10 protein-coding genes are annotated in these 12,936 nt (G+C 71.6%); 2 read left to right on the top strand and 8 right to left on the bottom strand.

The genetic code is table 11. The features are described 5' to 3' along the window. Positions 1–23 precede the first annotated feature (23 nt). Positions 24–1,484 (top strand): DUF222 domain-containing protein, encoded by a 1,461-nt coding sequence (locus E3T49_RS08555; protein WP_134424517.1) that lies wholly within the window; start codon positions 24–26, stop codon positions 1,482–1,484. Positions 1,485–1,734: 250 nt separating this feature from the next. Here E3T49_RS08555 and E3T49_RS08545 read toward each other — a convergent pair whose 3' ends face one another. Beyond that, positions 1,735–2,817: a GNAT family N-acetyltransferase gene (locus E3T49_RS08545; protein ID WP_134424515.1), complete on the bottom strand. Its 1,083-nt coding sequence runs from the start codon at positions 2,815–2,817 to the stop codon at positions 1,735–1,737. A gap of 168 nt (positions 2,818–2,985) precedes the next feature. On the opposite strand from E3T49_RS08545, the gene smc reads away from it, so the two are divergent. Beyond that, a complete protein-coding gene (gene smc, locus E3T49_RS08540) occupies positions 2,986–6,540 on the top strand; it encodes a chromosome segregation protein SMC (RefSeq protein ID WP_134424514.1) in 3,555 nt (1,184 codons plus the stop codon). Between the two features lie 35 nt (positions 6,541–6,575). Here smc and E3T49_RS08535 read toward each other — a convergent pair whose 3' ends face one another. The 7 genes from E3T49_RS08535 to E3T49_RS08505 all read right to left on the bottom strand — a co-directional run. Beyond that, entirely contained in the window at positions 6,576–6,956 is a 381-nt protein-coding gene (locus E3T49_RS08535) for a four-helix bundle copper-binding protein (RefSeq protein ID WP_134424513.1), read from the bottom strand. Between the two features lie 154 nt (positions 6,957–7,110). Continuing rightward, positions 7,111–7,431: a ferredoxin gene (fdxA, locus tag E3T49_RS08530; RefSeq protein WP_134424512.1), complete on the bottom strand. Its 321-nt coding sequence runs from the start codon at positions 7,429–7,431 to the stop codon at positions 7,111–7,113. Further along, positions 7,428–8,873: an FAD-dependent oxidoreductase gene (locus E3T49_RS08525; protein ID WP_134424511.1), complete on the bottom strand. Its 1,446-nt coding sequence runs from the start codon at positions 8,871–8,873 to the stop codon at positions 7,428–7,430. Before E3T49_RS08525 ends, fdxA begins: the two co-directional genes overlap by 4 nt. Continuing rightward, a complete protein-coding gene (cobA, locus tag E3T49_RS08520) occupies positions 8,870–10,183 on the bottom strand; it encodes a uroporphyrinogen-III C-methyltransferase (RefSeq protein WP_134424510.1) in 1,314 nt (437 codons plus the stop codon). Before cobA ends, E3T49_RS08525 begins: the two co-directional genes overlap by 4 nt. Next, positions 10,180–11,100, bottom strand: coding sequence for an ABC transporter permease (locus E3T49_RS08515; protein ID WP_134424509.1), 921 nt, complete (start codon positions 11,098–11,100; stop codon positions 10,180–10,182). Before E3T49_RS08515 ends, cobA begins: the two co-directional genes overlap by 4 nt. After that, positions 11,090–11,896 carry an ABC transporter ATP-binding protein gene (locus E3T49_RS08510; RefSeq protein ID WP_134424508.1) on the bottom strand — a complete coding sequence of 269 codons (807 nt, stop codon included), beginning with the start codon at positions 11,894–11,896 and terminating at the stop codon, positions 11,090–11,092. Before E3T49_RS08510 ends, E3T49_RS08515 begins: the two co-directional genes overlap by 11 nt. Before the next feature lie 2 nt (positions 11,897–11,898). Continuing rightward, the coding region (locus E3T49_RS08505; protein WP_134424507.1) for an ABC transporter substrate-binding protein at positions 11,899–12,936 on the bottom strand (1,038 nt) is incomplete at its 5' end.

The raw sequence follows: 12,936 nt of genomic DNA, 5'->3' as shown, positions 1-12,936 counted from the left end.
ACTAGTTCTGGTAGTCTCGACGCATGACCACCACCGCAGATGATCTCAGAACGGCGACGGATGCCGTCGCTCGCCTGGGCTCGTCCTGCGCCGACTACGAGGCTCTTCCCGATTCTGAGGTGCTGGCCGGCCAGAAGCAGATCGCAGCCGCCCGGCGGCTCCTCGACACCCGTTCCGCCTGGATGGCGGCGACCATCGCCCGCCGCTCCCGGCCCGAGCTCGGCCACTCCGGTCTCGCCGCGCAGCAAGGGTTCCTCTCACCCGAGGCACTCATCCAGACGGTGACCGGGTCGACCAAAAACGACGCGTTCAAGCTCGTCGCCGTCGGCACGATGATGGCCGATGCCGAGGCGGCGGAGAAACTGGTCGAGGCTGCCGTGGACGCACCCGACAGTGATCCCGGTCTCGTCGCCGCTTTCGTGGCGAAGGTGCCGTGGCAGGCACCGATCGCCCACGCCGTCACCGACGGCACCCTCTCGGTCGATGCGGCCGAGTCGATCCGTTCCGGTCTGGGGCAGATCGACGCCGCGGTCACCGCCGAGAGGCTCGGCACCGCCCTCGATTCCCTCCTCGTTGAGGCCGCGTCACTGAATGTCGACCAGGTCTTCAAACTCGCACGCCGGATGCGCGACCAGCTCGACGAGGCCGGCATCGCCGCCCGCGAGAAGCAGGCCCACGACGACCGGTTCCTGCGGGTCTACCGGCTCGGCAACGGCAACGTGCGCCTGCACGGGCTCTTCGCACCCGAAGACGGCGAATTTGTCCTCTCGACTTTCGACTCCGTGACCAGCCCTCGCCGCGGCGGGGTGCGTTTCGTCGACAAGGACAAGGCCGCCTGGGCCAAGCGCGTCCAGGATGACCCCCGCAGCACGGAGCAGATCGCCGCCGACGCCCTCGTGCAGTTGCTGAAGATCGCCGGCGAAGCCGACCAGGGCCGGGTCTTCGGCGGCCGCCGCCCCGCGGTTCGGGTCATCGTGACCGAGAAGGCCCTGAAGCCGGGCCAGCCAGGCACCCCGGAGACCGCCGCAGCCACCGAAACCCGCGAAGCCGCCGCTCACGGGCAGATCGAGGGAAACCCCGTGCCGATCTCGCAGGAGACCATCGACCGGTTGCTCTGCGACACCGGAAACCGCGGCATCCAATTCAATGAATCCGGCGACATCATCAACGTCGGACGTGACGAACGTCTCTTCACCGAGGCACAGCGCGCGGCGATGGGCGTGCGTGATGGGGGCTGCCGGTGGGTCGACTGCGATAGATCGCCCGCGTGGAGCGAAGCGCACCACATCAACGAATGGTTGAAAGACAACGGCTACACCGACCTTGCCGACGGGGTGCTGCTGTGTCATCCGCACCATCTGCTGCTGCATAACCAGCACTGGAGCATCATCCGCACCGGAAACGACTACTGGCTCCGGCCACCCGTCGACGTTGACCCGGAGCAGACCCTGATCTCGCTGCCGAGCAAACGGGCGGCACCGTAGGTGTGGCCCCTGGCCCCGGGCCCCTGGCCCCGGGTCTCGACAGGCTCGACCACCGTCGTGGGAGCCTCTGGAGGGCGGGTCCCCGGGTCTCGACAGGCTCTGGTCTCGACGGGCTCGACCACCGGGTCTCGGCGGGCTCTGGTCTCGACGGGCTCGACCACCGGGTCTCGGCGGGCTCTGGTGTCGACGGGCTCGACCACCGGGTCTCGGCGGGCTCTGGTGTCGACGGGGTCGACCACCGGGCGCCGGGTCACTGGGCGTCGCGGCGCCAGGCACCCTCGTAGCCCATCGGCGCGAAACCGATGGCCTCGTTGACCGTGAGCATGTGCCGGTTCTCTTCCGCGTTGTAGGTCAGCACTGACGGATGCCCGGTGCGCTCGAGCGTGAGCAACTCGAGATTCGCGATCTTCAGCAGCATGCCCAACCGGCGTCCGCGGTGCTCGCGGAGCACCAGGGTGTCCTCCTGGCTGACCGCCCGGCCGAGTTCCGCCGGCACCTCCAACTCGGTGAATCCCACGAGGTGGCCGCTCGGCCCATGGAGCACAGCCGAGGTCAGCGTGGTGCGCGGACTCGCCGCGACCTTCTGCTCCTCCTGGCTGACGCGCTCCGGCGTCCAGCGCTGCTCGGGTTCGGCCAGGCCGGCGCTCGGCGCATCCGTGCTCATGCGCGAATAGAGCACCGCCAGATCGGGCAACCAGACCGGCGGGGTGCGATCGATCCACTGCACCACCGAATAGTCCGGGCCGGCATGCAGGGCGGCAAGGTCGCCCAGTCGGCGGAGCTGCACGGGATCCACCGGCAGGGGCAGTCGGCTGGCACGCACGACCTGCTCGAGGAGATAACCGCGGCGCTGCAGAAACCGGACTTCGGGGTTGTCGAGGGGAACCGAGCCGAAACCGGTGGGGGAGGGCAGACGCTCACCCGGCGCATCCGGTGAAGGTGCGTAGACGATCTGCACGCTGCGGCCTTCGGAGTGAGCGACAGCCTCGAGCCGGTCGGCGAGGGCCGTGCCGATGCCTCGCCCACGGTATTCGGGAAGCACGCCCACGGCCAGCCACGCGTGGTCGGCGGAATCCTCCGGAAGGGTCTCGTAGTGACCATGCCCGACGATGCGTCCCTCAGTCCGCGCCACGAACAGACGCTTCGGCTCCCACCTCTGGTTGAGCCAGCCGGGCAGGACCTCATCGGCGGTCAACTCCAGGTCCACGGTGCCGTACGCCTCGGCCTCGACCGTGTTGCGCACCCCGTTCGCCGCCACGAAATCCGCCCAGCCGGGAGCCTGCGGGGCGGCGGGGACGGTGAGTTCCTCGATCTCGAAGCGGAAGGTCTCCATGGTGCGCCAGCGTAGCCGCGCTTCCCCATGCCGTCCTGTGCCATGACCGGCCGAACGAATTCGTCGGAGACCGCGCCTACCGAGCGGTGTCGGCGGTGTCCGGTACCGTGGTCGGGAGCGGCACGTCGGGCGTCCGCGGCCCGATGAGCGACGAAAGGGGGCGAACCGGTGTATCTGAAGAGTCTCACCCTCAAGGGCTTCAAATCCTTCGCCCACCCCACCACCTTCGCCTTCGAACCCGGTGTGACCTGCGTGGTCGGCCCCAACGGCTCGGGCAAATCCAACGTCGTCGACGCGCTCGCCTGGGTGATGGGCGAGCAGGGCGCGAAGACCCTCCGCGGCGGCAAGATGGAAGACGTCATCTTCGCGGGCACGTCCACCAAGGGCCCGCTCGGTCGGGCGGCCGTGACACTGACCATCGACAACACGGATGGCGCGCTGCCGATCGACTACACCGAGGTCACCATCTCCCGCACCCTCTTTCGCAACGGCGCGAGTGAGTATGCGATCAACGGGCGAACCTGCCGGTTGCTCGACGTGCAGGAGCTGCTCAGCGACTCCGGCCTCGGCCGGGAGATGCACGTCATCGTCGGGCAGGGGCAGCTCGACGCCGTGCTGCGCGCCAGCCCCGAGGAGCGGCGCGGCTTCATCGAGGAGGCCGCCGGAATCCTCAAGCACCGCCGGCGTAAGGAGAAGACCCTCCGCAAGCTCGACGGTATGCAGGCCAATCTCACCCGGTTGAGCGACCTGGCCGGGGAGATCCGACGGCAGCTCAAACCGCTCGGGCGCCAGGCCGACATCGCCCGGGAGGCGCAAACCATCGCCGCCGTGGCTCGCGACGCGCGGGCCCGGCTGCTCGCCGACGACGTGGTCACCCTGCGCACCGCGCTCGACGCGCACGGCCGCACCGAGAGCGAGCGGCACGCCGAACGACTCGTGCTGACCGAACAACTCGAGACCCGGCAGCGCCGGCTGCAGCGACTCGAGCAGGAGCAGGTCGGCGATGCCGTCGACCTGGCACGGCGCACGAGCTTCGGCCTCGAATCCGTGCAGGAGCGCCTGCGCGGCCTCTACACGCTCGCCAACCAGCGGCTGGCCCTGCTCGGTTCGCAGGCCGAGTCCGCCAGCGTCGGCCCGAGCGTGACCGCCGCCATGCTCACGGATGCCGCGACCGAGATCGACGCGCTGCGGAGCCGCATCGACGTGGCCGACTCCGCCTGGGCCGCAGCCCGGGCAGAGACCGCCGAGGCCCGGGGTCGCCTCGACGCCCTCGATGAGCAGATCTCCGCGCAGGCCGTGCTGGTCTCCCGGCACGACCTGCAGCTGTCCCGGCTCTCCGGTGCGGCCGAGACCGCCGCCGGCCGCCTGGCATCCGTGCGCGGCGAGGTGCTGAGGCAGCAGAACGCCCTCGACGCCGCCCGCGCCCGGGTGCAGACGGCCGAGGCGAACCTGGCCGGACTCGCCGCAGACGCCGCGGCCCTCGACGCGGCCGCCCTCGACGCCGGTGAGAGCCACCCGGCGGAGGCCGCCGCGGAGGCCAGGGCCGCCGTCTCCCGGTCCGAGGCCGACGTCGAGCGTCTGCGGGAGGCGCTGCACCGCAGCGAACGTGAACGGGACGCCCTGGCCGCCCGTGCGGGGGCGCTGTCCCTGGCCCTGGACCAGAAAGACGGTTCGTCGGCGCTGCTCGCGGCGGCGCCCGCTGGCATCCGTGGCCTGGTGGCCGAACACGTGCGCGTGCGGCCCGGCTACGAGGCCGCGATCGCCGCCGCCCTCGGCTCCCTCGCCGACGCCGTGCTCGCCGACACCCGCGGCGCGGCGATCGACGCCATCGTGCGCGCCCGCACCGACGACCTCGGCCGGGTCGAGCTGATCGTGGCCGGAACGAGCGACGATGTATCCCCGGCCCGCCCCGACCTCTCCGCGGAGGCCGGATTGCTCTGGGCCGACTCGGTGATCGACGCGCCGACCGGGGTGCTCGGCCTGCTCCGGCACACGATCATCGCCGACGATCTCGACGTCGCCCGCGACGCGATGGACCGAGTCGGGCCGTCCGCCGAGGTACCGCTCACGGTCATCACCCGTGCCGGGGACGTGCTCAGCGACTCCGTGCTGCGCGGTGGCTCCGGCGCCCGGCGCAGCCGGCTCGAGCTGGTGGCCGACCGCGACGGCGCCGCCGACTCCCTCGCCGCGGTGCGCACCCGGATCGAGCAGATCGTCGCGGATCTCGCCGCCGCCTGCACGCTGCTGACCACCCGGAAGACGCAGGCGCACGCCGCCGCAGCCCGGGTTCGGGAGCTCGAATCCCGCCAGACCGTGCACTTCGACAAAACCAACCGCGCCACCGTGCAACTCGAGGCAGCCACCGCCGAGCTGAGCCGGTTGTCCGCCGCCCTCCTGCAACAGGGTGAGGCCGTCGCCGTCGCGGAGGCCGCGAACGAGAAGGCCCGCGCCGAGCGCGACGAACAGCGCGCCCGGCCGCGCCCGGTGCTGGACACCGGGTCCCGCGACGCTCTCGATAAAGCCCTCGAGGTCGCGCGTGAAACCGAGGTCGAGGCCCGGCTGCAGGCCGAGACCGCCCGCGAACGCGTGCGCGCCGGTCAGGCGCGAGCCGATGCGCTGGTGAAGCAGCAGCACGCCGAACAGGCGGCGGCGGATGAGGCTGCCCGACGTGCGGTCATCCGTCGTCGCCAGGTGGATGCCGCCAGCCGGGTGGCCGAGGCGCTCCCGCTGGTGCTCGCCTCGGTCGACGCCGCCGTCAGCGAGGCCCGGATGCGTCTGGCGACCGTCGAGGCCGAGCGCAGCAGCCAGAACGAGGAGCTCGCGGCGCTGCGCCGGGAGGACAGCACCCTGCGCGCCCGGCTGCAGGCCGTCACCGAGACCGTGCACGGTCTGGAGCTGGCCATCTACGAGAAGAAACTGCACCTGTCCGGTCTGCTCGAACGCGCCGTCAGCGACCTCGGTCTGACCGAAGACGTGCTCGTGGCGGAGTACGGGCCCGACCAGCCGATCCCGAGCACGAACACCGCCGACCCGAACGCAGCACCCCTCCGCTTCGACCGGGAGGACCAGCAGCGCCGCCTCGCCGTCGCCGAGCGCCGCTACGCCCAGCTCGGCCGGGTGAACCCGCTCGCCCTCGAGGAGTTCGCGGCGCTCGAGCAGCGGCACCGCTTCCTCACCGAGCAGCTCACCGACCTCACCAACACGCGCCGCGACCTGCTCACGATCATCGAGGAGATCGACGAGAAGATGGGTGTCATCTTCGGCAGCGCCTTCGACGACACCCAGGCGGCGTTCGCCGAGGTGTTCCCGGTGCTGTTCCCGGGCGGGAGCGGCAGCATCCGTCTCACCGATCCCGACAACCTGCTCACGACCGGCATCGAGGTGTCGGTCAAGCCCGCCGGCAAGAAGATCGAGCGGCTCTCGCTGCTGTCGGGTGGGGAGCGCTCGCTCGCCGCTGTGGCCCTGCTGATCGCCATCTTCAAGGCCCGCCCGAGTCCGTTCTACATCATGGACGAGGTGGAGGCTGCCCTCGACGACGCCAATCTGGGTCGGCTGCTGACCATCTTCGAGGACCTGCGCGCCACCAGCCAGCTCATCGTCATCACCCACCAGAAGCGCACCATGGAGATCGCGGATGCCCTCTACGGCGTCTCCATGCGCCTCGACGGGGTCTCCGCCGTGGTCGGGCAGCGCATCGCGAAAGACGACGAACAAGCCTCCTGACAGATCGCCCCAACGGGCGTGCCGACGGCCGGTGATCAGCGCAGCACGGCCAGGAGCCGCTCACAGGCGTCGTCGACCCGGCGGCAGGCCATGGTGCAGGTCTGCCAGCCCGGATGCAGCCCGGCCAGGTACTCGCAGGCCAGCGTCGATGCCCGGGCGGCTTCACGGCAGGTCTCCAACAGGGCGACGGTCGTCGGGCCGTCCCGGCGCATATGCCACGACAGCAGCCGGCTCGTCGACGAGCACACCTCGATGCAGTCCAGGTCGGCGAGGAAGCAGCGGGTGACGTCGCCGTTGCCGTTGATGCGCAGGCAGGCATCCGCGCAATCCTCGCTCACCGCCACCAGGGCGTCGCAGGCGGCGACGCACCGGATGACCTCGGTGCGCATACTGTTCGATCCCGTGCTCACAACCATGCCGACACCGTAAACCCGGGCCGCACGCTTGTCTGGGGGCTTGCGCGCTCGGGCGGGGCTCGCCCGTGAACCAATTCGACGGAGATTTTCGGTGTAGAGCGCTCTATCGGCGTGTTCGGGGCCGGTGCGGGCAAAAAATCTCCGTCGAATTGGGTCAGGGAACCTGGTTGGGCAGCGCCGTGATCAGGGGATGGTCGAAGGCCTGCACGCCGGTCTTCGCGGCACCGCCGGGGGAGCCCAGCTCGGTGAAGAAGTCCACGTTGGCCCGGTAATAGTCGGCCCAGACCGTGGGCAGGTCGTCCTCGTAGTAGATGGCCTCCACCGGGCAGACGGGTTCGCAGGCGCCGCAGTCGACGCATTCGTCGGGGTGGATATACAGCGACCGCTCGCCCTCGTAGATGCAGTCCACCGGACACTCGTCGACGCAGGCGCGGTCCTTCACATCCACGCAGGGCAGGGCGATCACATACGTCACGTGGTCACCAGCACGGTCTCGGCCGCGATGGCCACCTGCTCGCCGCGCGGCACGACCTTCACCCGTTCTCGCGGCACGCCGGACTCGTCGGCGTCGCCGAGCGCCCGCTCGTGCGCGTCGAGGGCGAGCCAGCCCGACCACGTCGTGTAACGGATGCCGCGCTCGCCGAGCAGACCCAGGATCCCGTCCCCGGCGGCGTCGCCTCCGCTTCCGTTCGAGGCCGTGGGCTCCGGCAGTTGCGCGAGGTCCTCGACCAGACGGGTCACGGTCTCCAGGGCGTCCCCCTTGGTGTGCCCGATCAGCCCGACCGGGCCGCGCTTGATCCAGCCGGTGGCGTAGAGCCCCGGCAGCGGGGTGCCGTCGGCAGCCAGGATGCGGCCGCCGTCGTTGGGCAACACCCCGCGCGCCGCGTCGAAGGGCAGCTCGGGCAGTGCGCTGCCGCGGTAGCCGACCGCACGGTAGACGGCCTGAACCGGGTAGTCGAGGAACTCCCCGGTGCCGCGCACGCCGCCGTCCTCGGTGGGCCGGGTGCGCTCGAAGCGCATCCCCTCGACCCGGTCGGTGCCGTACACCTCGGCCGGGCTGTGCAGGAAGTGCAGGTGCAGCCGCCGGGAGGCGCCCGTGGGCTGCCGGGTGAGCCAGCCGTTCAGGGTGCGGCTCATCACCTTGACCTGGTTGTTCGATGCGGCCAGGCGCGCCTCGGACTGTTCGTCGCGGGGGAAGTCCTCCTCGTAGACGATCACGTCCACGTCCGGTACGTCGCCGAGTTCGCGCAGCTCGATCGGGGTGAACTTCACCTGTCCGGGCCCGCGGCGACCGAACACGTGCACATCGGTGACGGGGGATCCGAGCAGCCCGGCGTGCACGTTGGCGGGGATGTCGGTGCTGAGCAGGTCGGCTGGGTGCTTGGCGAGCATCCGCGCCACGTCGAGGGCCACGTTGCCGTTGCCGATCACGGCCACGTCGGTGGCGTCGAGCGGCCAGTCGCGCGGGGCATCCGGATGCCCGTCGAACCAGGAGACGAAGTCGGCGGCCCCGTAGGAGCCCGGCAGGTCGATGCCGGGAATGTCGAGGTCGGCGTCGCGGATGGCCCCGGTCGCGAAGATGACCGCGTGGTAATGCGCGGAGAGGTCGGTGAGGTCGATGTCGGTGCCGTAGGCCACGTTGCCGAGGAATCGGATGGTGCCGGCGTCGAGCATCTCGTGCAGGGAGTTCACGATGCCCTTGATCCGGGGGTGGTCGGGTGCCACCCCGTAGCGGATCAGGCCGTAGGGGGCCGGCAGGGAATCGAAGAGGTCGATGGTGACCTCATGGCCCGCGGCCCGCACCATCTGGCCGAGAATGTTGCCGGCGTAGATGCCGGCCGGACCGGCGCCGATGATGGCGACGCGCAGCGGCTGGGGCGGCTGGGGCTGCTGGGGCGACAGGGGCGTCCGGGTCATGAGTGGGCCTTTCGGAGAGCGAGTGCGGAGACGGTGGGGCGGGCGACGGGGAGTGCCGAGGCGGGGGGAACGGAGACGGTGGGCACCGGCTCGGAGGAGCCGCGCCGGCGGGCCGGGGCGAAGTGCGGACTGAGCCGCACCACGTCGCCGACCACGACCACGGCCGGGGAGCGCACGCCCCGCTCGGCCGCCCGGGCGGCAATGGTGGCGAGCGTGCCGATGGTGACGCGCTGGTTCGGGCCGTAGCCGTCCTCGATGATGGCGACGGGGCATCCGTCGCCGCGGTTGCCGGTGGCGAGCACCCGAGCCGACCCGGCCAGGGCGCTGACGCCCATCAGGAGCAGCACGGTGTGGTCGGACCCACCCGGCAGGGTGGCGATCTGCTCGTGGCCGGTGACGACCGTGAAACCGTTCGCGACCCCGCGGTGGGTGACCGGGATGCCGGCCGCCGCGGGCACCGAGATGGCGCTGGTGACGCCGGGCACGACCTCGACCGGCACGCCGTGGCTGCGGCAGAACGCCGCCTCCTCGCCGCCGCGGCCGAGAACATAGGGGTCGCCGCCCTTGAGCCGCGCGACCCGCCGGCCGGCCAGGGCGTGCTCGACCAGCAGCGCGTTGATCTCGTCCTGGGGTACCGGATGGTGCCCGGGCAGCTTGCCCACGTCGATCACGAGCACATCGGCGTCGAGTTCGCCCAGGAGCCCGCGCGGGCCGAGCCGGTCGGCGATCACGACATCCGCTTCGGCGAGCAGGCGGCGGCCGAGCACGGTGATCAGGCCGGGGTCGCCGGGGCCTCCGCCGATCAGGTGCACGGTGCCGGGGCCGGACGGGCGGCGGTGGTGCCGCAGTGGCAGGGAGCCCGCGTCGAGGCCGTCGGCCACGGCGTCCCGCAGCGCCATCGCGCGGCGCGGGTCACCGCCGGCGGACACGGCGACGGTCACATCGCCGCGGCGGGACACGGCGGGAACCCAGGCGGCCGAGGAGCGATGCTCGGCGGCGTTGACGCACCAGATGCGGGCGGCGTCGGCGTCGGCGGCGACGCGGGCGTCGACATCCGTCACCCCGGTCGCCGTGTGGGCGAGCCAGGCGCCGTCGAGGTCGTCGGTCTCATAGGCGCGCTCGCGCCAGGTGAGCGCGCCCGTGTGTAACAGGGCGCGGAGGTCGGGGCCGGCGACCGGGGCGACCACGGTGACCCGGGCGCCGGCCTGGACCAGGGCGGAGGCGCGGCGGGCGGCCACCGCTCCGCCGCCGACGACGAGCACGGCCTTGCCGGTCAGGCGCAAGCCCAGAGGGTAGAGGTCGGTGCTCATCGGTGTACTCCAGGGTTCAGGCCGCGGCGGCGCAGCAGCCGGCGTTCCACGGGTGCGAAGACGACGAGCTCCACCAGGATGCCCACCGCGAGGATGATCAGGATGGTCGCCAGCACGGCGGGCAGGTCGGCGAGCTCGCGGCTCTGCTGCAGCATCGAACCGAGCCCGAAGCCGATCGAACCGCCCATCGCGATGATCTCCGCGGCCATCAGGGACCGCCATGAGAAGGCCCAGCCCTGCTTGAGGCCGGAGAGGTAGCCGGGCAGAGCCGCCGGCAGGATGACGAGGGTGGCGAGCTGGCTGCGGGAGGCGCCGAGCACGGTGCCCACCCGGCGCAGCTGCGGTGGCACCTGGTCGATGCCGGAGACGAGACCGTTCGCGATCGACGGCACCGCGCCCATCAGCACCACGAAGTAGACCGTGGCGTCGGTGAGGCCGAACCAGATGATCGCCGCCGGCACCCAGGCCACGGACGGAAGCACCTGCAGCCCGGACAGGAGCGGCCCGAGCGCGCGCCGCAGCAGTCGCCACTCGGCGAGCAGCAGGCCCAGCGGCGTGCCGATGGCGACCGCGATCAGGAAGCCGGCGCCGCCGCGGGACAGGCTCGTGGTCACCGCCTGCTGCAGCCGGCCGTCACCCCAGAGCTCGGCGATCGACGCGGCCACGTCCAGCGGGCCCGGGTAGAGGTCGGGCCGGGGATCGGCGATGACGGTGTAGAACTGCCAGGCGACGACCAGGGCGAGCAGGAGCAGCACGGGCGGCAGCACGCCGTCGAGGGTGCGGCGGAAAGCGCCCCGCTCGGTGAGGGGAACGGTCTGCAGGGCGTCCAGGCCGGATTCGAGGCGGCGGAGTTCGTCGTGGGCAGTGGATGTGGACGCGGTGGCGTAGCTTGTGGCGGTGTTCGTGTCAGACGGCATTGCGGCGGATCTCCTCTCGCAGCTGGTCGGTGATTTCGATGGCCAGGCGGGACACCTCGGGCGATTCGATCCGGCGGGGACCGGTGTCGTCGATCCGCCACTCGTTGACGATGCGCCCCGGCCGGCTCGTCATCAGCAGCACCCGCTGGCCGAGCCGGGCCGCCTCGCGCACGTTGTGGGTGACGAAGACGATGGTGCGGCCGGTTTCCCGCCAGATGCGTTCCAGCTCCTCATGCAGCAGGTCGCGGGTGATGGCGTCGAGGGCGGCGAACGGTTCGTCCATCAGGAGCACCTTGCGGTCCTGGGCGAGCGAGCGGGCGAGCGCGACGCGCTGCCGCATGCCGCCGGAGAGTTCGTGCGGGCGCTTGTGGGCGGCATCCGCGAGGTTGACCAGGTCGAGCAGTTCGAGGGCCTGGGTGCGGCGCCGGGCGCGCGGCACCCCGCGCAGCTTGAGCGCGAGTTCCACGTTGCGCCCGGCGGTCAGCCAGGGGAACAGCGCCGACTCCTGGAACATGACCGCGGCGCTGCCGCTGGTGACGGTGACCGTGCCGGTCGTGGGGTGTTCGAGGCCGGCGATGATGTTCAGCAGCGTCGACTTGCCGCAGCCGGAGGCGCCGAGCAGGCAGACGAACTCACCGGGCTCGATGGTCAGGTTGATGTCCTCGAGCACGACCGGGCCGGCGGCGCCGAAGCGCTTGCCGAGCCCCTCGATGCGGATCGCGGGGGCAGCGGAGGTGGTGCCCGCGGCGGCGAGGGTCGCGGGGGTGGCGACCGGGGCATCCGTTGTGGTGTTCATGGTCAGTCCCTTCCGAGTCCGGCGGCGGAGACGGCGGCCCCGCCTGCCTCAGCGAGCACCGCGTTCAACGGTGCGAGATCGAAGAGCCCGTCGAGGGTGCCCGGTTTCGCGGTACCTGCGTCGACGGCGTTCTGCAGCGACACCGGGAACGTCGCTGCATAGGGGTCGGTGGTGAACGTCACGGCGGTGAGGGCGCGGGCGAGCACGGCATCGGGCAGCGGCGTGCCGGTGTCGGCGGTCAACTTCGCGTTGATCACCGTGGCGGCCTCGTCGGGGTGGCGGGTGAGCCAGTCGACGGATGCCGCGTGCCCGGCCACGAGATCCCGCACCGTGTCCGGGTGCGCCGCCAGGTAGTCACTGCGCACGACCAGCACCGTGGTGGGGAATGCTCCATCAGGCCAGAGCGACGCCTCGTCCACGAGCACGGTGGCGCCGGCCTCCAGCACCAGGCGGGAGACCCAGGGCTCGGGCAGCCAGGCGCCGTCGATCGTGCCGTTCTGGAACAGGGCGAGGGTCTGCGCATTCTCGGTAGGCACGATGTCCACGTCGCCGCCGCCCGTGGTGCTGGTCTCGAAGCCTTCGGTGGCCAGCCAGGAGCGCAGGGCGACGTCCTGCGTGTTGCCCAGCTGCGGGGTGGCGAGGGTGGTGCCGGCCAGGTCGGACGGGTCGGTGATGCCGGCGCGCACGACGAGGGCGGCCCCGCCGCCGGCGGCACCGGCGACGATCCGCAGCGACTGGCCGGCGCTCTGCACATAACTGTTCACGGCCGGGTTCGGGCCGAGATAGGCGGCGTCGATGGCTCCGGCGCTGAGGGCTTCGACGGCGGCCGGGCCGGCGCCGAGCACCTGCGTCTGCAGCACGGTGTCGCCGAGGGCGTCGGCGATGATGCCCTGTTCCAGCCCGACCAGGGCCGGGGCGTGGGTGACGTTGTCGAAGTAGCCGAGACGGAGTTCCGCGGCCGGACCGGGGGCTGCGGCCGCGGTGCCCGCGCCGGCGCAGCCGCCGAGCAGCGCCGGCAGGGCGGCGGCGACGACGAGGCC

The organism is Cryobacterium cryoconiti, assembly GCF_004403065.1.
Taxonomy (GTDB): Bacteria; Actinomycetota; Actinomycetes; order Actinomycetales; family Microbacteriaceae; genus Cryobacterium; species Cryobacterium cryoconiti.
This window is presented reverse-complemented; position numbering and strand designations above follow the sequence as displayed.

Coding starts and splice junctions, on each gene's coding strand:
- E3T49_RS08555 (WP_134424517.1), top strand. CDS start 24: ATGACCACCACCGCAGATGATCTCAGAACGGCGACGGATGCCGTCGCT.
- E3T49_RS08545 (WP_134424515.1), bottom strand. CDS start 2,817: ATGGAGACCTTCCGCTTCGAGATCGAGGAACTCACCGTCCCCGCCGCC.
- E3T49_RS08535 (WP_134424513.1), bottom strand. CDS start 6,956: ATGGTTGTGAGCACGGGATCGAACAGTATGCGCACCGAGGTCATCCGG.
- E3T49_RS08525 (WP_134424511.1), bottom strand. CDS start 8,873: ATGACCCGGACGCCCCTGTCGCCCCAGCAGCCCCAGCCGCCCCAGCCG.
- cobA (WP_134424510.1), bottom strand. CDS start 10,183: ATGAGCACCGACCTCTACCCTCTGGGCTTGCGCCTGACCGGCAAGGCC.
- E3T49_RS08515 (WP_134424509.1), bottom strand. CDS start 11,100: ATGCCGTCTGACACGAACACCGCCACAAGCTACGCCACCGCGTCCACA.
- E3T49_RS08510 (WP_134424508.1), bottom strand. CDS start 11,896: ATGAACACCACAACGGATGCCCCGGTCGCCACCCCCGCGACCCTCGCC.